The 21,374-nt window shown below is 59.0% G+C and carries 19 protein-coding genes; 11 read left to right on the plus strand and 8 right to left on the minus strand.

Annotated elements, in window-relative coordinates; all coding sequences use genetic code 11:
- Positions 1–3: 3 nt before the first annotated feature.
- Together mprF and ACR0IM_RS04060 are read right to left on the minus strand one after the other, a co-directional pair.
- Positions 4–2,613 (minus strand): bifunctional lysylphosphatidylglycerol flippase/synthetase MprF, encoded by a 2,610-nt coding sequence (gene mprF, locus ACR0IM_RS04055; protein WP_480680905.1) that lies wholly within the window; start codon positions 2,611–2,613, stop codon positions 4–6.
- A gap of 103 nt (positions 2,614–2,716) precedes the next feature.
- A complete protein-coding gene (locus ACR0IM_RS04060; protein WP_170324645.1) occupies positions 2,717–3,145 on the minus strand; it encodes an Lrp/AsnC family transcriptional regulator in 429 nt (142 codons plus the stop codon).
- Positions 3,146–3,231: 86 nt separating this feature from the next.
- Here ACR0IM_RS04060 and rocF point away from each other — a divergent pair, with 86 nt between their 5' ends.
- From rocF to ACR0IM_RS04075, 3 genes are read left to right on the plus strand one after another with little or no spacing between them, the layout of a single operon-like run.
- Positions 3,232–4,152 carry an arginase gene (rocF, locus tag ACR0IM_RS04065; RefSeq protein WP_480680906.1) on the plus strand — a complete coding sequence of 307 codons (921 nt, stop codon included), beginning with the start codon at positions 3,232–3,234 and terminating at the stop codon, positions 4,150–4,152.
- Positions 4,152–5,069 carry a citrulline utilization hydrolase CtlX gene (gene ctlX / locus ACR0IM_RS04070; RefSeq protein WP_480589729.1) on the plus strand — a complete coding sequence of 306 codons (918 nt, stop codon included), beginning with the start codon at positions 4,152–4,154 and terminating at the stop codon, positions 5,067–5,069. Before rocF ends, ctlX begins: the two co-directional genes overlap by 1 nt.
- Positions 5,070–5,078: 9 nt before the next feature.
- The gene (locus ACR0IM_RS04075) at positions 5,079–6,119 is read left to right on the plus strand and encodes an ornithine cyclodeaminase (RefSeq protein WP_480680907.1); all 1,041 of its coding nucleotides are present in this window, start codon (positions 5,079–5,081) and stop codon (positions 6,117–6,119) included.
- Positions 6,120–6,170: 51 nt separating this feature from the next.
- Here the strand turns inward: ACR0IM_RS04075 and ACR0IM_RS04080 are convergent, their stop codons facing one another.
- The 3 genes from ACR0IM_RS04080 to ACR0IM_RS04090 all read right to left on the minus strand — a co-directional run bounded on the left by ACR0IM_RS04080 (position 6,171) and on the right by ACR0IM_RS04090 (position 9,287).
- Entirely contained in the window at positions 6,171–7,574 is a 1,404-nt protein-coding gene (locus ACR0IM_RS04080) for a TRAP transporter large permease (protein ID WP_480680908.1), read from the minus strand.
- Between the two features lie 3 nt (positions 7,575–7,577).
- Complete coding sequence (locus ACR0IM_RS04085) at positions 7,578–8,207, minus strand: TRAP transporter small permease subunit (RefSeq protein ID WP_480589723.1); 630 nt, start codon at positions 8,205–8,207, stop codon at positions 7,578–7,580.
- Between the two features lie 63 nt (positions 8,208–8,270).
- Positions 8,271–9,287 carry a C4-dicarboxylate TRAP transporter substrate-binding protein gene (locus tag ACR0IM_RS04090; RefSeq protein ID WP_480681436.1) on the minus strand — a complete coding sequence of 339 codons (1,017 nt, stop codon included), beginning with the start codon at positions 9,285–9,287 and terminating at the stop codon, positions 8,271–8,273.
- Between the two features lie 415 nt (positions 9,288–9,702).
- Between ACR0IM_RS04090 and acs the strand changes: the two genes are divergently transcribed.
- The 8 genes from acs to ACR0IM_RS04130 all read left to right on the plus strand — a co-directional run bounded on the left by acs (position 9,703) and on the right by ACR0IM_RS04130 (position 19,129).
- The gene (gene acs / locus ACR0IM_RS04095; RefSeq protein ID WP_480680909.1) at positions 9,703–11,667 is read left to right on the plus strand and encodes an acetate--CoA ligase; all 1,965 of its coding nucleotides are present in this window, start codon (positions 9,703–9,705) and stop codon (positions 11,665–11,667) included.
- 7 nt (positions 11,668–11,674) lie between these two features.
- Positions 11,675–12,358, plus strand: coding sequence for an adenylate kinase (locus ACR0IM_RS04100; RefSeq protein WP_480680910.1), 684 nt, complete (start codon positions 11,675–11,677; stop codon positions 12,356–12,358).
- A gap of 183 nt (positions 12,359–12,541) precedes the next feature.
- Positions 12,542–12,826 carry a DUF4212 domain-containing protein gene (locus ACR0IM_RS04105; protein WP_480532861.1) on the plus strand — a complete coding sequence of 95 codons (285 nt, stop codon included), beginning with the start codon at positions 12,542–12,544 and terminating at the stop codon, positions 12,824–12,826.
- Between the two features lie 15 nt (positions 12,827–12,841).
- Entirely contained in the window at positions 12,842–14,626 is a 1,785-nt protein-coding gene (locus ACR0IM_RS04110) for a sodium:solute symporter family protein (RefSeq protein WP_480680911.1), read from the plus strand.
- A 109-nt stretch (positions 14,627–14,735) separates the two neighbouring features.
- A complete protein-coding gene (locus tag ACR0IM_RS04115) occupies positions 14,736–16,559 on the plus strand; it encodes a DUF294 nucleotidyltransferase-like domain-containing protein (RefSeq protein ID WP_480589715.1) in 1,824 nt (607 codons plus the stop codon).
- 48 nt (positions 16,560–16,607) lie between these two features.
- A complete protein-coding gene (locus ACR0IM_RS04120; RefSeq protein ID WP_480589714.1) occupies positions 16,608–17,126 on the plus strand; it encodes a hypothetical protein in 519 nt (172 codons plus the stop codon).
- A 1-nt stretch (position 17,127) separates the two neighbouring features.
- On the plus strand, positions 17,128–18,540 hold the full coding sequence (locus ACR0IM_RS04125) for a 3'-5' exonuclease (protein WP_480680912.1): 1,413 nt from the start codon (positions 17,128–17,130) through the stop codon (positions 18,538–18,540).
- A gap of 88 nt (positions 18,541–18,628) precedes the next feature.
- Positions 18,629–19,129: a flavin reductase family protein gene (locus ACR0IM_RS04130; protein ID WP_480589712.1), complete on the plus strand. Its 501-nt coding sequence runs from the start codon at positions 18,629–18,631 to the stop codon at positions 19,127–19,129.
- Here ACR0IM_RS04130 and ACR0IM_RS04135 read toward each other — a convergent pair.
- Genes ACR0IM_RS04135 through ACR0IM_RS04145 form a run of 3 tightly spaced genes read right to left on the minus strand, consistent with a single transcriptional unit; the run spans position 19,126 to position 21,355 of the window.
- Positions 19,126–19,605 (minus strand): DUF6505 family protein, encoded by a 480-nt coding sequence (locus tag ACR0IM_RS04135; RefSeq protein WP_480589711.1) that lies wholly within the window; start codon positions 19,603–19,605, stop codon positions 19,126–19,128. The two genes, ACR0IM_RS04130 and ACR0IM_RS04135, sit on opposite strands and share 4 nt — an antisense overlap.
- Positions 19,605–20,297 (minus strand): biotin/lipoate--protein ligase family protein, encoded by a 693-nt coding sequence (locus ACR0IM_RS04140; RefSeq protein ID WP_480680913.1) that lies wholly within the window; start codon positions 20,295–20,297, stop codon positions 19,605–19,607. Before ACR0IM_RS04140 ends, ACR0IM_RS04135 begins: the two co-directional genes overlap by 1 nt.
- On the minus strand, positions 20,294–21,355 hold the full coding sequence (locus ACR0IM_RS04145) for an Mrp/NBP35 family ATP-binding protein (RefSeq protein WP_480680915.1): 1,062 nt from the start codon (positions 21,353–21,355) through the stop codon (positions 20,294–20,296). The genes ACR0IM_RS04140 and ACR0IM_RS04145 overlap by 4 nt, the downstream gene beginning before the upstream one ends.
- Between the last annotated feature and the right edge of the window lie 19 nt (positions 21,356–21,374).

The following is a 21,374-nucleotide window of genomic DNA, read 5'->3' on the forward strand; positions in this document are numbered from 1 at the left end:
CCCCTACTTCGTCAGCCCGCGCAGCCCGCCGGATATCAGGATATTGACCTCGTAAAGAATGCGCGGCGCAGCCAAACCGCCCGGGCTGGCCAAGTAGTTCGGGCTCCATACCGGGTCGAATTTCTGTTTGAACGACCGCAGCCCTTCAAAGTGATAGAACTGCTCACCATGCTCATAGACGAACCCGCCGACGCGGTTCCAGAATGACGCCAGCTGCCGGTTCTCAATCCCCGAAAACGGCGCCGCCCCCAGCGAGAACCAGTGGAACCCCTGCTCCGCCCCCCAGGACATCATCTCGGCAAACAAAGCGTCCATGATGAAATTCGAGCCGTCCGGCTCATACCGCATCAGGTCCAACGACAATTCGGATTTGTGCCCGCCCTGAAACAGGTTGGCGAAGGCAACGATCTGGCCTGTGTCGCCCTTTCGCAGCACGGCATGATCAAAATAGGACAGGTATTTCTCGTCGAACCCGCCAAGGGCAAACCCCTTCTCTTCGCCCGCCTTTTGCTGAAGCCAGTCATCGGAAACTTTGCGCAGCTCGGGCAGGACCGGTGCCAATTCCTCTTTCGGAATGACCTCAAAAACATAACCTTCGCGTTCCGCACGATGCTTGGCCTGTCTGAACCGCTTGCGGGATTTACCGTCCAATGAGAAGTCTTTCAGCGGCACCCGGGCGACCTCACCGATTTTCAGGATCGACAGACCAAGGTCCAGAAAGGTCGGCAGATACTTGGTCGAAACACTATAGAACGCACACAGCTTGCCCTCACGATCCGCCAATTCCCGCAGTTGCCAGATCAGTTGCTGGCCGGCTTTTTCATCCCCAACCGGCTCTCCCTTGGTGATCAGCGCGTTGCCGGTATCGGCATAGGCCAGAAACGCGCTTTCATCCGGTGCGATCAGGAATTGTTTGTCTCCGGTCAACGAAATCTGTGCCTCGGTATCTTCGCTTTCCAGTGCAAGTCGTTCAACGGCTGGCGGAATTTCGATGCGCTTCAACTGGGGAATTTCCCGCCCGAACAACGAATTCACCGCCACCACCCCAAGAATGACCGCCACCACAAGACTGGACCGAAGAAAGCGCGAGGCGTCGCCGTTCCATGCAAACTCCCACCACAGCGCGTTCTGGTATTCGACGTGGGAATAGGCGAACAGACCGATCCAGAAAATGACAGCCAGCAATGCGATGACACTGACCAACCACGGGATGTTCAGGCGAAAGATCGAGGCGCCACTGACGCGGTAAAACGCCCCGCGGAAGGTCGCCAATACCGCGATCGAGGCCAACATGCCGATCGCCTCATGCGTATCCAGCCCTTTGGTCAGTGAGGCCACAAACCCAGCCACCATCAGCAACATCGCCACGATCCACGCGCGATAGAGCTTGCGGAACAGCCCGCGCGAGACAAGGATCAGCAGAACGCCAACCGCACTGCCAGCCAAATGGGAAGCTTCGACAAAGGACAAAGGCAGGAAGTCCCGCAAGACGCCAAGGTTCTGCGTACTGGACGGCAAAGCGCCCGAAACCAGCAGGATGATTCCCGCCACCGCAGTTACACCCGCGGCCACCATCGGAACAATCGGTCGGATTGCACGATAGACCCAAGTTGCCGCTCCGCTGATGTGGTGGCGATGCGTCAACGCCGAGGCGACAGCGATTGACAGGCTGGCAATGGCAAAGGGCAGGAAGGTGTAGACCAACCGGTAAAGCAGCAAGGCCGCGATCACGTCAGACCGTCCCGAAGCCCCCAGCCCGGCGATCAGCGTTGCCTCAAACGCGCCGATTCCACCCGGTGCGTGGCTGACGATGCCAACGGCAATCGCCCCGATATAGATCGTGAAGAAATAAGGATAGCCGACCCCAATATCATCGGGCATCAGCGTATAAAGCACCATCGAGGCACCAAACAGGTCTCCGATCGCGGCCAATGTCAGCAAACCGGCCAGCTTGCCACCGGGCAAATTGAACCCAAGCCCGCCATACGCCAGCCTGCGCCCCCCCTTTGCGAGCCAGAGGAACAGGACAACGACCGCCGTCAGCAGGCACAGACCAATCACGGTTTCAATCGTGTCACTGATTGGCAGAACGTTGGAAATCCCGTCGGGGTGCAAGGTCAGAAGGATACCCAGCAACAAAACCAACCCTGACCAGAACGCGATCCACGAGGTGGCTATGACTCCGGCAACACGGCTCAGGTCCAGCCCAAGCGAGGCATAGATGCGATACCGGATGGCCGTCCCGGTAATGTAGGAAAACCCAAGACAGTTGGATACGGCATAACCGCTGGCCCCCGCCATGCCTGCAACTGGTAAGGGCACCTCTCCGTCCGCCACACTCTGCACGGCGAGCACGTCATACATGGACAGAGACAGAAAGCTGAAACATGTCCAGCAGAAGGCAACGAACAGCAGCTTCCACGAGGTGTTCGCCACATCCGTTTGCACGTCCCCCCATTTCACATGATGAGACAACTCGTGCAGCACCACCAGCGCGATCAGGGTGACCAGGATCGGCACCGCAATCCTGACCAGAGGTTTCTCGAGAAACCCGGTAACCCGCTCAGCCCAGCGTACGGCCCAGAGTTCTTTGCCTGTCTCCTGCGTGGTCATGGTTTTTCCCTGCTCTGAGGTGCTGCAATGATCCCGCGGGCGGATCGGCCGCGCGAGGGAACTCTTGCACATTTTCCTTGAACCTCAAAGCACTATGGGCGGATCAGACGCGACCCTTGCGCGTGGACAGCAACAGATTGGTCTCGGACTTGGTGATCCCTTCCATCCTCCGGATCTGAAACAGAACCTCATCCAGTTCGGCTAGAGTTTCGGTTCCGATTTCGGCGATCAGGTCCCAACTGCCATTGGTCGTATGCACGGCGCGGACCTGACGCAGGGCGGCGATGCGGGCCATCGTCCGTTCGGTTCCGCGTCCTTCGATCTCCAGCATCATCAACCCTCGCACCGGGCTTTCCGCCACGTCCTGCCGGGTCAGGACGGTAAAGCCCACGATCTCACCGGATTGCTTCAGGCGTTGCAGGCGGCTGCGGACAGTCGTGCGGGTTACGCCAAGCGTTTCGGCCAACTCGGACAGCGATGCCCGCGCGTCTCGGTGCAAAGCATTCAGCAGTCTGCTATCCAAATCGTCCATGATAGTTTCTCATTTTGTATATCTAAGTTTCATTTTGAACAATTTGCCCTCTTCTCGCAACCCGGCCCGCAGCCCTAAATAGTCATATGGATAGTAAACACGTAATATTGGTCGGCGTTCCGATGGACGCTGGCAAGCGGCGACAGGGCTGCCGGATGGGGCCTGATGCCTATCGCGTGGCGGGTCTGGATCAGGCCCTGGCGGATCTGGGACACCGGGTGACCGATCTGGGTGACATCATCCCGGACAAAACGGCAACCCCCAAGCACACACATCTGTTCGCCCTGCCCGAAGTGATCGGCTGGACCAGCGCCTTAAGCCGAACGGCGAAGGACATGGCACCGAAAGGCCTGCCAATCTTTATGGGCGGTGATCACGCCCTATCGATGGGTACCGTCTCAGGAATGGCAGTCCATGCTGAAAAACTCGGACGACCGCTCTTCGTACTCTGGTTGGATGCTCATAGCGATTTTCATACGCCCGACAGCACAGACAGCGGCAACCTGCATGGCACACCCGTGGCGTACTTCACAGGCCAGCCCGGTTTCGACGCCTTCCCGCCTGTAACAGCCCCGGTGCCAACCAACCGCGTTGGCATGATCGGCCTGCGCTCCGTCGACCCGGCCGAACGTGCCCGGCTGGAGCAGGACCACGCCATGCTGGCCGATATGCGCAGCATTGACGAGCACGGGATAAAAGCGCCTCTAATAGCGTTCCTGGATCGGGTTCGGGCTGCCAAAGGCATCCTGCACGTGTCGCTGGATGTCGATTTCCTCGATCCTTCCATCGCCCCCGCCGTCGGCACCACCGTCCCTGGCGGCGCAACCGAGCGCGAGGCGCATCTGGTGATGGAACTGCTGCACGAAAGCGGCCTCGTCTGTTCGCTGGATCTGGTCGAGTTGAACCCGTTCCTCGACGAACGCGGGCGTACCGCAAAACTTATGGTCGATCTGGCCGCCTCACTGTTGGGGCGCCGCATCTTTGACCGCCCAACCCGGAGTTTCTAATGCAGTCCCTGCAAGCCCCTTCAGCCGTTGTGATGATCCGGCCCCATGCCTTTACCTCAAACCCCGAGACGCAGGGCGACAACGCGTTCCAGACACTCGCCACGCGCTCGTCCGAACCCTCGGCCGCGGCACGCGCGGAACATGACAAAGCGGTCGCTCAGTTGCGGGACGCTGGTGTGAGGGTTCACGTCTTCGACGATCTCGGCGATCTTGACACACCAGACAGCGTTTTCCCGAACAACTGGTTTTCGACCCATCCCGGTGGGCATGTGGCGATCTATCCGATGTACGTTCCGTCGCGCAGACGCGAACGCCGGGCAGACGTCATCGAAATGCTGAAACAGGAATACCGCGTTCAGGACGTGATCGACTATTCCGGGTTGGAACAGGACAAGCTGGCGCTGGAAGGTACTGGCGCCATGGTTCTGGATCACATCGGCCGCGTCGCCTATACGGTCAAATCCAATCGCGCCGATCCCGTGTTGCTGGAAAGGTTCTGCACCCATTTCAACTATGAACCCATCGTGTTCGAGGCAAAGGATGCAGAGGGGCGCGATGTCTATCACACCAATGTTCTGATGGGCATAGGCACCAACTACGCGCTGATCTGTCTGGATATGATCACAGACGCGGAACGGCGCGCGACGGTCCAGTCGCGACTTGAGGAAAGCGGTCGTACCGTGATTGATCTGAGCTACGAGCAGATCGCCGAGTTCGCCGGCAATGCCATTGAACTCAGCGGTCGCGACGGCCTGGTGCTTGCCCTGTCCAGTCGCGCGCTCGCCGCGCTCACCCCTGAACAAATCGCCACAATCGAGGCCAGCGCCACACCGCTGCCGCTCTCGGTTCCGACAATTGAAACTGCCGGTGGATCCGTGCGCTGCATGATTGCAGGCATCCACCTGTCCCGCCGATAGGAGACCCCGATGCAACCTTCTGACAAGGCGCTTGTGCCCTTCGTGTCCGTCGACAACATGATGCGTCTGGTGCATCACGTCGGGGTCGAGCGGATGATCACCCAGATCGCAGCCCAGATCGAATCCGATTTCAAACGCTGGGAGAGCTTTGACAAGACCCCGCGCATCCCGGCCCACTCGCCGCATGGCGTAATTGAGTTGATGCCCACCTCGGATGGCGAGGCTTACGGGTTCAAATACGTCAACGGCCATCCGAAGAACACCTCAGAGGGGCTGCAGACGGTGACCGCCTTTGGCCTGTTGGCGGATGTTTACACCGGCTATCCTACCCTGCTGACCGAGATGACCATGCTGACCGCACTGCGAACAGCGGCAACTTCGGCATTGGTCGGTAGTTATCTGGCACCAAAGTCCTCAACCGTCATGGCGATGATCGGCAACGGTGCCCAGTCGGAGTTCCAGTGTCTGGCCTTCAAGGCGATGTGCGGGATCACCACCGTGCGTTTGTATGACACCGACAGTAACGCAACCAGCAAATGTGCCGCTAACTTGCAGGGCAAGGGCCTGACCGTCGTACCCTGTACCACCCCTGAAGAGGCTATCGAGGGCGCGCATATCATCACGACCTGCACGGCTGACAAGAAATACGCCACGATCCTGACCGACAACATGGTCGGCCCCGGCGTCCACATTAACGCCATCGGCGGTGACTGCCCCGGCAAAACGGAACTGCATCGCGATATCCTTCTGCGCTCGGATATCTTTGTTGAATACCCCGAGCAAACGCGGATCGAAGGCGAAATTCAGGCGCTGGAGGACGATCACCCGGTGACAGAGATGTGGCAAGTCATGACCGGACAGGCCGAAGGGCGCCGCGATGATCGTCAGATCACCCTGTTCGACAGTGTTGGCTTTGCGATCGAGGATTTTTCGGCTCTGCGTTACATCAAATCTGCCATCGAAGGCACAGACTTCTTTGAGCCTTTGGACATGCTGGCCGACCCAGATGACCCGCGTGATCTATTTGGGATGCTCATGCGGGCAAGCTGAAGAACCCGCAAAAGCAGTACCTCGCCCCCGGTTAACCCCCGGGGGCTTTTTCTATCCGGCAAGAGATGGCAGGTAGAGAACAATGCTCGGGAATGCCACAAGCAGCGCGATGGTCACGCCGTCTGCGATGAAGAATGGCGTAACGCCTTTAAACACGTCCTGAACGCTCAGGTCCGGGCGCACACCCGCGACCACGAAGCAGTTCAGGCCGATTGGGGGCGTGATCAGGCAGAACTCGGCCATTTTGACCACCAGTATTCCGAACCAGATCGCGCACATCGGGCCGGACATGCCAAACGTGCTTTCAGCGGCGCTGACAGTTTCGCCCCCATTCAGGGCCATAACGGCCGGGTAGACCACCGGCAAAGTCAGCAACAGCATACCGATGGCGTCCATGAACATGCCCAGCACCGCATAGGCCAGAAGGATGCAGATCAGGATCAGCATCGGCGACATTTCCAATGAGGTAATCCAATCCGAAAACACCCCCGGCAAATCCGCAAATCCCAGAAAACGCACATAGATCAGCACACCCCAGATGATCGTGAATATCATGGCTGTCAACTTGGCGGTTTCCAGCAGCGCCGATTTCAACTCGGTCCACCGCATCCCGTGAAACAGGGCAAAGCAGAAGACAATGAAGGCTCCGATGGCGCCGCCTTCGGTCGGAGTGCCCCAGGCCTGTTCTCCGAAAGGGTTGTAAACAAAGCAGATGATGATCAGGATCACGGCCACGATCGGGAGGGCACCGGGCAAGGACGCAAAGCGTTGTTTCCACGTGAAGCCCGTGACAGGGGGGCCGACAGTTTTGAAGAACACAGCAATGCCGACGATCAAAAGCCCGTAGATCACGGCCGAGAACGCCCCTGGAATGAAACCGGCCAGCAACAGCTTGCCCACGTCCTGCTCAACGATGATGGCGTAGATCACCAGGATGGCCGAAGGCGGAATCAACGACGCCAGAGTGCCCCCGGCGGCAACGACTCCGGCGGCGAATTGCTTATTGTAACCGACCTTCAGCATCTCGGGGATGGCGATCCGGGCGAAGACGGCAGAGGTGGCGACCGACGCACCCGATACCGCGGCGAACCTGGCAGTCGCAAACACGGTCGAAACCGCCAGCCCACCCGGCACCCACGCCACCCAGCGCTTGGCCGCTTCGAACAGCGCGCGGGTGAGGCCCGCGTAATAGGCCAGATAACCGATCAGGATGAAGGTTGGGATCAGGCTGAGCGTATGGGCGGCAACTTTGGAATGCGGCACCTGCCCGGCCGTTTTGACCGCGACCGTCAGTGCCTTGCCAAAGCGATCGGGGTCGTATCCGAATTTTGCCCAAAAAATCCAGACCAGTCCGACCAACCCGGCAAGCCCGGCCGCAAAGGCCACACGCATTCCTGTGACAACCAATAGCAGCAGGCCACCAGTGACCCACAGACCAATGTCTATCGTGTCCATACGCTAGTCCTGCCCCTCGAATTGCTCAGCTTCAGCAGCGGCTTGCGCCGCCGCATCTTGGATCAGCGGTACTGCCACAGGATGCTCTAGACCCAATACAAAGGCGCGACCATATCCCCAAACCTGTAGCACCAACCGTGCACACAGGACTGAAAAGGCCACTGGCGCCAGTAGCTTGGCGGGCCAGAGAGGGATTCCGATGTCAATCGAACTGTCGCGGCTCCACATCGGAGCACCAAAGTCGAAAGAGCGGTCGAAATGGGACCAACTGCCCCAAACCAGCGCCAGCATCAGAACAAGGATGAGGATCACCGAGATCAGCTCGAACAGCCACAACGCCCGGCCATGCAGGCGCGAGATGACAATGTCCATCCGGATGTGGCCGCCTTCGCGCTGCACATAGGAAATGCCCAGAAAGGCGATTAAGGGCATGGCCTGCTCGATCCAGTCCACATACCCCGGCAACGGCGCGTTGATCGCATTACGCCCACTGACCGAGACCACCGCCAACACCATAAGTCCGAACACGGCGAGCCCGCTGATCAGCGCCAGAAACTGCTCTAACTTCAATAGATTGCGATCCAACCGACTAAGACGGCTACCGTCCTCAAGCACCGTGGCCTGTCCTGCCATTCCGGTGACCCCCTGTCTTTTGATTGGTGTCCGGGTGCCCGATCAGGCACCCGGATCGGGCAATCAGTTGCCGCCGCGTTGCTGCTTCAGCGTTGTCTGGACCAGATCATAGAGATCCTGTGCCGGAAGCCCCTGAGCGGACATGTCCGCGATCCATTGTTCGCGGATCGGATCGGCGGCCTTGGTGCGGAATTCTTCGATCACGGCGTCGTCGATTTCAACTTTCTGGACACCTTTTTCATCCAGAACGCTGTCCCATTTCTCAAGCAGCCCGCCATAATTCGCAAGGTAATGATCAATCGCCTCGCCGATCGAGCTGTTCAGCGCCTCTTTATGTTCGGCGGGCAGCGCCTCGTAGGCTTCGATGTTGACCACAACCGGGCAGTTGACGGTGCCGGGGTTCAGGTTCGCGGTCCACCAGTCAGCCTCGTTAATGGTGCCAAATGACAGGTGGGCGTGCTGGGCAAAGGCGACCGTGTCGACGACACCAGACTCCATTGCGTTGAAAGCTTCGGTTGCGGGCACTGAGGTCGGCACACCTCCGACCGCTTCGAACGCCTGGCCCAGACCACCCGTGGCGCGCACGCGCATCCCGTCGAAGTCGGCCAGTTCATCGCGCGGATCGCCGGTGCCGACCAGATTGTACTGCGGCATGGGCGAGGTCATGATGATGCGCGCGTTCCACTGCGCCATCTCATCCTTGACCGCCGGGTGATCATATACAGCATGGCTGACAGCTACCTCTTCTTCCAGAGTGTTCACACCCAGAAACGGCAGTTCCAGCACGGTGATGGCGCGGTTCTTGTCGCGATGATAACCGGCACAAAACTGGGCCATTTCGAAGGCGCCGATCTCGATCCCGTCCAAATTCTCCTTGGGCTTGGACAGACCGCCATAGCTGACATTGATGGTGAATTCACCACCGGTCTTTTCACTGACCAGTTCAGCAAGTTTTTCAACATGTTCGGTGAAGGCGCGCCGCTTGCCCCAGACAGACGCATTCCATTCGGTTGCTGCGGCCTCTGAAACGAATGCAACGCCCAAGGCGGCGACGGCAGCGCCGCTCAATATCTTTTTCATCATGATTTCTCCCTTTGATGCGCTTCTTGTGCAAGCGCTTGAGATTCAAGCTAGCGCCAACATCGAAATGTGCCAACCCCGGTCGGGCCGTCGCAGCGGTGCGCGCCAGCGCTAACAACCGAAAGGTGAATCGAATGCGCGGAAAAACCCGAAACCACCCCACCGTGACGCGGGCAAATTTCGTTACACATATTTAATTGTTTTTATTTTGTTTTTTGAGTTTGTATGCATTTTGTTTACTGATTTATCCAAGCGGGTAAAATTTTTTTACAAACAAATGCTGAGATTTCGGTAATTTATTTCATTGTTTTCAGTTCTCCGTATTATCCATGTCGGGGAGGAAGCGGATCGACAGTGCTCGTGCGTCGGGCAAGTATTGGTCCAGAATTTTCAGTCCAGAGGGAGGAGCCTCAGAATGACAACCGCTGCCCAGGCAGATGCCAACGTTTTTCCGCCGTCCGCCGAGACCGTTGCGCGCGCGCATGTCGATGCCGACAAGTACAACGAAATGTACAAGGCATCGATCGAAGATCCCGTTGCGTTCTGGGGTGAACAAGGCAAGCGGATCGACTGGATCAAGCCGTACACCCAGGTCAAGGATGTCAACTTTGACTTCGGTTCGGTTAACATCAACTGGTATGCAGACGGCACGCTGAACGTTTCTGCCAACTGTCTGGACCGTCACCTGAAAACACGCGGCGATCAGACCGCCATCATCTGGGAGCCGGACGATCCGTCTGAGGCGGCGCAGCACATCACCTATGCGGAACTTCACCGCCGCACTTGCCGCATGGCCAACATTCTGGAATCGATGGGCGTGCGCAAAGGCGATCGTGTCGTTATCTACCTGCCGATGATCCCTGAAGCGGCTTATGCGATGTTGGCCTGCGCCCGCATTGGCGCGATCCACTCGATCGTGTTCGCTGGCTTCTCTCCTGACGCTCTGGCCGCACGTGTTAACGGAAGCAATGCCAAAGTTATCATCACCGCCGACGAAGCGCCGCGTGGCGGTCGCAAAACACCGCTTAAGTCGAACGCCGATGCCGCGCTGCTGCACTGCAAGGACACGGTGAAATGTCTGGTCGTCAAACGGACCGGCGGCCAAACCACCTGGGTTTCCGGTCGCGACTACGACTATAACGAAATGGCGCTGGAAGCGGATGACTATTGCGCACCCGCCGAGATGAGCGCCGAAGATCCCCTGTTCATCCTCTATACTTCGGGTTCGACCGGTCAGCCGAAAGGCGTTGTGCACACCACCGGCGGCTATCTGGTTTATGCCGCACTGACTCACGAGATCACGTTCGACTACCACGAAGGTGACGTGTACTGGTGTACTGCGGATGTGGGCTGGGTCACCGGTCACAGCTATATCGTCTATGGCCCGCTGGCCAACGGCGCGACTTCGGTCATGTTCGAGGGCGTCCCGACCTACCCGGATGCGGGTCGTTTCTGGGAAGTCTGCGCCAAGCACAAGGTCAATCAGTTCTATACCGCTCCGACAGCCATCCGCGCCCTGATGGGCCAAGGCAACGAGTTCGTTGAAAAACACGACCTGAGCGACCTGCGTCTGCTGGGCACCGTGGGTGAACCGATCAACCCAGAAGCCTGGAACTGGTACAACGACGTTATCGGCAAAGGCAATTGCCCCATCGTCGACACTTGGTGGCAAACAGAAACCGGGGGACACCTGATGACCCCCCTGCCCGGCGCACACGCGATGAAACCCGGTGCCGCGATGAAGCCCTTCTTTGGCATTCAGCCTGTGGTTCTGGACCCGCAATCGGGCGTCGAGATCAACGGCAATGGCGTCGAGGGTGTTCTGTGCATCAAGGACAGCTGGCCTGGTCAGATGCGCACCGTCTGGGGCGATCATGAGCGGTTCGAGAAGACCTATTTCTCGGATTACAAAGGCTACTACTTCACCGGTGACGGCTGCCGCCGTGACGAAGATGGCGATTACTGGATCACCGGCCGCGTCGACGACGTGATCAATGTCTCGGGCCACCGCATGGGCACTGCCGAGGTCGAAAGCGCACTGGTGGCACACGCCGCCGTGGCCGAGGCCGCCGTGGTTGGATACCCCCATGAAATCAAAGGGCAAGGCATCTATTGCTATGTCACTCTGATGAATGACCGAGAGCCGTCGGATGAGCTGCTGAAAGAGCTGCGCACCTGGGTCCGGACCGAGATTGGTCCGATCGCTTCACCGGATGTCATTCAGTGGGCCCCGGGCCTGCCCAAGACCCGTTCGGGCAAGATCATGCGCCGTATCCTGCGCAAGATAGCCGAGAACGACTTCGGCTCGCTGGGTGACACCTCGACCTTGGCCGATCCGTCGGTGGTCGATGACCTGATCGAAAACCGCGCGCACAAGTGAGGATGTGATGGACGCTGCCGCTACCACTACCCCCGCCGTTCTGATCCTTCTCGGTCCTCCGGGTGCCGGAAAGGGTACGCAAGCGCGTATGCTGGAAGACCAGTTCGGGCTGGTTCAGCTCAGCACCGGTGATCTGTTGCGCGAAGCAGTTGCTGCCGGCACCGAGGCCGGTCTTGCCGCCAAGGCCGTCATGGAGGCCGGTGATCTGGTCAGCGATGAAATCGTCATCGCCATCCTGCGAGACCGCATGGCCCAACCGGATTGCACCAAGGGCGTCATTCTGGACGGCTTCCCCCGCACCACGGTTCAGGCCGAGGCGCTGGATGGCTTACTGGCATCCGCCGATCAAAAGATCAGTGCCGCGATCAGCCTTGAGGTTCAGGACGCCGAAATGGTGATCCGCATCTCGGGCCGCTACACCTGCGCCGGCTGCGGTGAAGGATATCACGATCAGTTCAAACAGCCTGCCGAAAAGGGCAAGTGCGACAAGTGTGGCCACACCGAATTCAAGCGCCGCGCTGACGACAACGCTGAAACCGTTGCGTCCCGCCTTGCTGCGTATCACACGCAGACTGCACCGCTGATCGAATACTATCAGGCTCAGGGTGTGCTGAAAGGCATCGACGCCATGGGTCAGATCGATGACATCGCGAACGACCTGCAAGGGCTCGTGCACGAGGTCATGAATTAAGGGGAGGAGATAAGCCCCCGGGCTTTGATCCTACAGAAGGATACTTCAAAGGAACCGCCTTGGCGGACCGGTGGAGTTTTGCCTGACACCAATCCGGTGTTCGGCACAATCGAGAAGCGGCCCGGCGCACTGGAGGAGTTGGGTGACGGGCCGCCCAACGAGGAAGCGAAGGAGGAACCCGCAATGGCGGATCATTCAACAAACTCCGCGCAGACTGCCGAAGCCGACAAGGGCTATTGGCAGGCCAACCTGCGCCTCATTTACATCAGCCTCGCGATCTGGGCGCTGGTGTCGTTTGGATTCGGCATTCTGCTGCGTCCGTTGCTGTCGGGCATCGCCGTCGGCGGAACCGATCTGGGCTTTTGGTTCGCTCAGCAAGGATCGATCCTGGTCTTTCTTGTGCTGATCTTCAACTACGCCTGGCGCATGAACAAGCTAGACGCCGAATACGGCGTGGACGAAGAATAAGGGAGAGCGGGGAAAATGGATCAGTTTACCATCAACCTGCTGTTTGTTGGCGCTTCATTCGCGCTATACATCGGCATCGCGATCTGGGCCCGTGCGGGTTCCACATCGGAATTCTACGCCGCCGGTCGCGGCGTTCACCCGGTCACCAACGGTATGGCGACAGCGGCGGACTGGATGTCCGCGGCCTCGTTCATCTCGATGGCGGGCCTGATTGCCTTTACCGGCTATGACAACTCGACCTTCCTGATGGGTTGGACCGGTGGCTACGTGCTGCTGGCTCTGCTGCTTGCGCCGTACCTGCGTAAGTTCGGCAAATACACCGTCTCGGAGTTCATCGGCGACCGCTTTTACAGCCAAACCGCACGCATCGTTGCCGTTATCTGTCTGATCGTCGCATCGGTGACCTACGTGATTGGTCAGATGACCGGCGTGGGCGTGGCTTTTGGCCGCTTCCTCGAGGTGTCGAACACATCCGGTCTGCTGATCGGTGCCTGTGTCGTGTTTGCCTACGCGGTTTTCGGCGGGATGAAGGGTGTGACCTACACCCAGGTTGCTCAGTACTGCGTACTGATCACGGCCTACACCATCCCGGCGATCTTCATCTCGCTGCAGTTGACCGGCACGCCGATCCCGGCCCTGGGTCTGTTTGGTGACACCGCCAGCGGTGAACCCCTGCTGACCAAACTGGACGCGATCGTGACCGAGCTGGGCTTTGCTGACTACACGGCGCACCATTCGAACACGCTGAACATGGTTCTGTTCACGCTGTCGCTGATGATCGGTACCGCCGGTCTGCCGCACGTGATCATGCGCTTCTTCACCGTACCACGCGTGGCTGACGCCCGTTGGTCGGCTGGCTGGACGCTGGTCTTCATCGCTCTGCTGTACCTGACCGCCCCTGCGGTTGGCGCAATGGCGCGTCTGAACATCACCGATATGATGTGGCCCAACGGTGGCATCGAAGGTGGCGCTGTCTCGGTCGAGGAAATCGACACCGATCCGCGCTATGACTGGATGAAAACCTGGCAGAAAACCGGTCTTCTGGATTGGGAAGACAAGAACGGCGACGGCAAGATCCAGTACTATAACGACAAGTCCGAAGCCATGCAGACCATCGCGGAAGAAAAAGGCTGGGTCGGCAACGAGCTGACCAAGTTCAACCGCGACATCCTGGTTCTGGCCAACCCCGAGATTGCCAACCTGCCGGGTTGGGTGATCGGTTTGGTCGCTGCCGGTGGTCTTGCGGCTGCCCTGTCAACCGCTGCGGGCCTGTTGCTGGCGATTTCGTCGGCTGTGTCGCATGACCTTGTCAAAGGCGCAATCAACCCACAGATCTCGGAAAAAGGCGAGCTGATGGCGGCTCGGATCGCAATGGCTGTGGCTATCGTTGTTGCCACCTATCTGGGTCTGAACCCACCGGGCTTTGCGGCTCAAACCGTGGCCTTGGCCTTCGGTCTTGCAGCAGCCTCGATCTTCCCGGCGCTGATGATGGGGATCTTCTCGACCCGCATCAACAACACCGGCGCGGTTGCTGGTATGCTGGCAGGTCTGACCGTTACGCTGATCTACATCTTCCTGCACAAAGGCTGGCTGTTCATTCCGGACACCAACTCGTTCACCGATGCTGACCCGCTGCTGGGTCCGATCAAGTCGACCTCGTTCGGCGCTATCGGTGCGATGATCAACTTTGCAGTCGCATATGTTGTCGCCGGAATGACCAAAGAGACTCCGCGGGAGATCGTCGAATTGGTCGAAAGCGTTCGCATTCCCCGTGGCGCGGGCGCAGCTCAGAACAAATGAGCATGATGCGGCATCTGGCTAACTTCCATGTGCCGCATTTTTCGATCTACTACTCCCGTCCGGCACACCACCGGGCGGGATTTTTCAACCAGACGCCCAGGATTTTTTGATGCCTCTCTCTCACGACCAGATCACCCGGTTTCTGAAATCCGTACATCCTTATGACGCCCTGCCCTCTGAAGCACTGGACGATCTGGCCAAACAGATCGAGGTGCGAGAGGTTGATGAAGGCTCTCCGGTGTACACGCTGGGACATACCTTGCCCGGTGTCTTCCTGATTTACGAAGGTCAGGTCGAAATCACAGATGAAAACGGCGCGGTCGTCTCTCATCTCGGGCTCAGAAACTCTTTTGGCGAGCGCGGCCTGTTGAAAGACGGCAAAGCGGCAACTCATGCGCACGCGGATACGCCGTCGGTAGTGTTTATTCTGCCTTCGGCAGTGGTACGTCAACTGATCGACAATCATGATTTCGTCGCCAAGTTTTTTAACCGGACGCGCGGCGAGCGTTCCGGCCCGCAAAGCCTGGCAACCAGTTCGATTGATGTCCTGATGGCGCGCAATCCGGCCACCTGCCCCGCGGCCATGCCGGTTCAGGAGGCGGCGCGGCTGATGCGTGACCGCCACATTTCATCCCTGTGCGTGACCGAGGGCGACTCGTTGCTGGGCATCGCCACGCTACGCGACATCTCGGGCAAATACGTGGCAGACGCCATGCCCGACACCACTCCGGTTTCGGCGATCATGACGGTTGATCCGATCACCTTGTCGCCCACCGATATCGGCTCGGATGTGTTGCATGTGATGATGGAGCGCGGAATCGGTCACATCCCGATCGCCGAGGGTGGCAAGCTGGTCGGCATCGTGACACAGACCGATCTGACGCACTATCAAGCCGTCAGCTCAGCTGAACTGGTTCGTCAGATCGCCCTTGCCAATTCGGCAGATGAAATGGCTCAGGTCACGGTCGAAATCCCGCAATTGCTGATGCAACTGGTTGCCGCGGGCAACCGCCACGAAATCGTCACCCGTCTGATCACCGACATCGCCGACACGGCAACGCGCCGACTGCTGGCATTGGCTGAAAAAAAGCTGGGGCCAGCGCCAGTGCCCTATCTGTGGCTGGCCTGCGGCTCGCAAGGAAGGCAGGAACAGACAGGCGTATCGGATCAGGACAATTGCCTGATGCTGGATGACAGCGTGACCGAAGCCGACATGCCCTATTTTGCGGAACTTGCGAAATTCGTCTCTGACGGGCTGGATACCTGCGGGTATTTCTATTGCCCCGGAGACATGATGGCGACCAACCCTCGCTGGTGTCAGCCGGTGCGCGTCTGGCGCGACTATTTCAAGGGCTGGATCGCGAAACCGAACCCCGAGGCGCAGATGCTGGCATCGGTCATGTTCGATCTGCGCCCAATCGGCGGCGCGTTCGAACTGTTTACCGATCTTCAGGCCGACACGCTGGCCGCAGCCAATTCGAATTCGATCTTCGTGGCGCACATGATCTCAAACTCGCTGAAACACACCCCGCCACTTGGCTTGCTGCGTGGTTTCGCCACCATCCGCTCGGGCGAGCATCGCAACACGTTGGACCTGAAGCACAACGGCGTGGTTCCAGTGGTCGATCTGGCCCGTGTCTACAGCCTGCAGGGCCAATTGACCGAGGCCAACACCCGTGCCCGCCTGAAGGCCGCCGAAGCCGCCGAAGTGCTAAGCCCCTCAGGCGCGCGGGACATTCTTGACGCTTATGACCTGATTGCGGAAGCGAGGCTGGAACATCAGGTAAGGCTGATCAAATCCGGTGAAAAGCCCGACAATTATCTCCCACCATCCGCCTTGTCGGATTTCGAGAGGAGCCATCTGCGCGACGCCTTCGTTGTCGTAAAAACGATGCAATCCGCGGTGGGTCATGGCAAGGGTATGCTGGGCTAGGCCAGAAAAAACAATACGGACGCAAGCGTCTGAAATTTGGAGTGACACATGTTTCTGGAACTGATCGGTACCATCTTTGCGGGCTTTGCCTTCGCAGGTGTGGTGATGGTAGTGAACAAATTGACGGGCGGCCGCCTGCCCCGCTGGGCGGCTCCGGTCGCTGCAGGCCTGGGCATGATTGGCATGACCATCGCCAGCGAGTACTCCTGGTATGACCGCACTGTTGAGACCCTGCCAGATGGCATGGAGATCGTGCAGGAAGTCGAAAGCCGGGCCTTCTATCGCCCGTGGACCTATGCGGTGCCCTTTGTTGATCGGTTCGCCGCTATTGACACGGTCTCGGTTCGCACCAACGAGCAGGTTCCGCAACAACGGCTGGTCGATATGTACTTCTTTGGCCGCTGGGCTCCGATTTCCAAACTGCCGGTGGCCGTCGATTGCGCCGCCAACAGCCGCGCCAGTCTGGCCGATGGTGTCGAATTCGGTGATGATGGCCATTTACAGAACGTCGATTGGCTGAGTGTCGGCGACGGTGACCCGATAATTGAGGCAACCTGCGGAGTGTAACATGCTGACCCGGTTGAGCCTGCGCATTCGCATTTTTCTGTTCTTCTGCCTGCTTGCCCTGGGCGGCGTGGTGGTCAGTTCTCTGGCACTGTGGATCAGTTACAAGCGCGCCGCGGACCCGGCCCTTGCGAACGCTTTCATCTTTGCCGAAATCCTCATCGCCTTCGGTATTGTCAGTTTAATCGTAGGTGTATGGCTGCTGTTTGACGACAACGTCGCCAAACCAATCGAGAGGTTGTCAGCCCAGCTGCGCGCCCGCGCCCATGCTGGGGTCAGTACAGATGTCGATATGCAGGCTGCGCGCTATCTGGGAGATCTGGCCCCTGCGGCAGCCGGGTTGGCGGATCAATTGTCGGGCAAGACAATGGATGTCGCCGAAGCTGTGGCTGCGGAAACCGCGCATTTGTCAGCCGAAAAACAACGGCTAACTGCGTTGCTGACCGAGATACCCGTGGCAATGGTGCTGGCCAGCCCCACTCATAAGATCGTTCTCTATGACGGTCAGGCCGCCGGGGTTCTGGCCCAGATCGCGCATCCCCGTCTGAACGCCTCGTTATTCGAATACCTGCAGCCAGTGCCTCTGCAGGAAGCCTATGAAAAACTGTCAAAAACCGGGCTTGAGGTCGAATGTACACTGACCAGCATTGACGGCGCGCAGACCTATGCCGCCCGGATGAAACCGCTGGGCGACGCGCCCGGTTATCTGCTGATCTTTGACGAAAGTGCCGCCAATATCGAGCCCGAAGCCGCGCGGCCGCTGGTCTATGATTTCGACCTGCTCAACAGCGCAGCCGGAGGACAATTCGAAACGCTCGCGCTTCAGGAGTTGTGCTTTGTCGTCTTTGACACCGAAACCACCGGGTTGCTGCCGCACAAGGACGAGATCGTCCAGATCGGCGCGGTGCGGGTGGTGAACGGCCGGATTGTCGCGGGTGAGAAGCTGGATATGCTGGTCAATCCCGGCATGCCCATCCCGCCAGCCTCGACCAAGGTTCACAAGGTCAGCGACCGCATGGTCGAAGGCGCGCCGGACATTGCCGAAGCCGGTCGCACCTTTCACCAGTTCGCGCGAGATGCGGTGATCGTGGCGCATAACGCACCCTTTGACATGGCGTTTCTGCGGCGTCACGCCAAACACATGGATGTCGAATGGGATCACCCCATTCTGGACACGGTTCTGTTGTCCGCCGTTCTGTTTGGCGCCAGCGACAAACACACGCTGGATGCCCTGTGCGACAGACTGGAGATCACCATCCCGCACGAGCTGCGCCACACGGCACTGGGGGATGCGGTCGCCACGGCGCAGGCGCTGGTCAAGATGCTGCCGATGCTGAATGCACGCGGCATGACCACCTTTGGCGCTGTCATCGAAGCCACCCGTCAGCATGGTCGTTTGCTGGAAGATCTGAATTAACCGCAAAATATTCAGATAGAATTCAGCTTTTCATGGACAATCACAGTTGGCCATGGCACCTGATGCCCGGCCACTGCACGAGCGCGTAATGACGGAAAAAACCTTCATCCCCACCCCGGATCAAAGCCCCGCGTTTCGCGAAGCATTGGGGTGTTTTGGAACCGGGGTCACCGTCGTTACGACGCATTCGGCAAATGGACCGCGCGCGATCACTGTCAACTCTTTTTCGTCTGTGTCGCTGGATCCGCCACTCGTGTTATGGTGTTTGGCCAAGGATTCGCACAGGTTCAGTTCCTTTAATGCCTGCCAACACTATTCCATTCACGTGATGGCCGAAGAACAGCAGGATCAGGCTTTGCGGTTCGCGCGCGACGGGTTGGATTTCTCACATGCCGTTTGGGAAACCGATCACAAGGGCCGTCCGCAACTGGCCAACTGTCTTGCCCGGTTCGACTGCCAGCTTCATGCCAAGCACGAGGCCGGTGATCACCTGATCCTGGTTGGTGAGGTCGAACAGGTGATGTACCGAACCGGCAAAGGCCTGATCTTCAAACGCGGTCAGTTCGGCGGGTTTGCGGACCTGCTTTAATCGTCCAACGAGCCGTGGACGGCCAGCGCCTCAAGCTGTGTTTCCTGCGGGGTGATGATGCGAAACGACTCATGTACGCCGCTGTCGGACAATTCGCGCGCTACGGTCAATAGAGTATTGGGGGCGTGTTCCTCGCATAGTTCAGCCATATGGACGATCTCGGTCTGCGCCACACCCAACGCAGCCTCGACCGAGGGCGCGCCGTAGAATTGCACGAAATGTTCGGCCAGGTTCCGCGCGATCTGATCCATTTCCGCCTGTTGGATCTGGGTGACGGCGACAAAAGTCACGCGCCCAAAAGTCTCAACGCCCAGCCAGCCGTTTGAAAAGGCCTGCCGTGCCTTGCCCTCCAGATCAGCCTGCCCCCAGTTTGAAAACTCGAACCCGCCCGAGATGCACCATTCTCCGGTCCGGGCCGGGGAATGGAAGACGTTTGTGTCGCTTTCATCGAAATGGATCGCGCGGGCCAGTTTCATCATCCGTTCTCCAACAGTTCGGTCAAAGGGCGCAGGCGGGTTTCGGCACCTTCGCGGATCAGCATCCCGAACCGCTCATCCGTTCCCAGAAAAACGCCGGTCTCGCAGGGTTCTCCGACACCGCGCAGCAACCCCATCCATTCGCCATGCAGAGGCGCATTACCGTCCTCCTGCCAGCGGTTGAGCCAAGTCAGCATGTGCCGCGACCAACTCTCGACCAGTTGTAATGGCGAAACCTCGGCGCAGCCTTCGTCATACAACGCCGTGATATCCGGCGTTTTGCCCGGTGCCACGCTGGTTTGCATCAGCGTCAATTCCCATCCTACGGCCAACCAGTCGGGTTCTTCGTCCGGGATCGTCGTGGACGCTGAAACACGAAACTCACCGCATTTCGCGCCGTTCACGTAGATCAACCCGTCCCAGCCAAGATGCACGGCGACCTCGGGCGGGGCCAGTGCGCCCAGTGCGTTCTGGAACCCCACGGCGCATAGCGGCAGCATCGCCATGGCATCCTGCAAGGGAACCTCGGGCGCGAAGACAATCGCCACACGCAGCCGGTCGGCCTGAATGTTGTACACGACCGATCCGGCATCACAGCCCAGCGCTGCCATGGCTTGCGCGCGTTCGAACGGGTCTTCCCCACCCTGCACCGGATGGCCCGACAGCAAGGGCGGGAAAACTGGCTCGCTCATGCGTTGCCCTTAGCGATCATGTCCCGAGCGATCTTGCGGAAGGCTTCGGCCTGCGGGCTGTCAGGCTTGCTGACGACGATGGGGGCACCTCCGTCGGCGGCAACCCGGATATTCAAGTGAAGCGGGATTTCGCCCAGCAGCGGTACGCCCAGCGCCTCGGCCTCGGACGCAACACCGCCATGACCGAACACGTGTTCCTCATGCCCGCAGTTGGAACAGATATGAGTCGACATGTTCTCGATCATCCCAACGATCGGCGTCTTCAGCTGGTTGAACATGTCGATCCCTTTGCGGGCGTCGATTAAGGCCACGTCCTGCGGGGTGGAAACAACAATGGCGCCGTCCACCTTGAACTTTTGGCTGAGCGTCAGTTGCACGTCACCGGTTCCGGGCGGCAGGTCAACGATCAGCACGTCCAGCGCTCCCCATTGCACCTGGTTCATCATCTGCTGCAGCGCGCCCATCAGCATCGGTCCGCGCCAGACAACCGCCTGTCCTTCATTGGTCATCAGCCCCATCGACATCATGGTGACGCCGTGATTGCGCAGCGGCAGGATGGTCTTGCCATCCGGGCTGGCCGGACGGCCTGAGACGCCCAGCATCCGGGGCTGCGACGGGCCGTAAACGTCGGCGTCCAACAGACCTACACGACGACCCTCAGCCGCCAAGGCACAGGCGAGGTTTGCCGAAATGGTGGATTTACCGACACCACCCTTGCCCGAAGCTACGGCAATGATCCGGTCCACGCCCGGAACGGCCTGCGGACCGGTTTGCGAAGGTTTGGGTTTGGGTTTCAGATCCGGCGGCGCCTTGTCGGAATGCGCGGTCATCATCGCCGAGACCTTGGCCACCCCGTCCACGATCTGCGCCGCCTTCTCGGCGGTGGCGCGCACCGGCTCCATCTGCTCGGCGTGTTTCGGGTCAATCTCCAGCACAAACCGAACCGTATCGCCCTCGACGTTCAACGCACGCACCACTCCCGCGCTGACGATATCCTGGCCGGACACAGGATCAGTGATCTTCTTCAGGTTCGCCAGAACCGCGTCACGAACACTCATACCGTTACCCCTTTGACTT

It is taken from the genome of Ruegeria sp. BF6, from assembly GCF_056538665.1.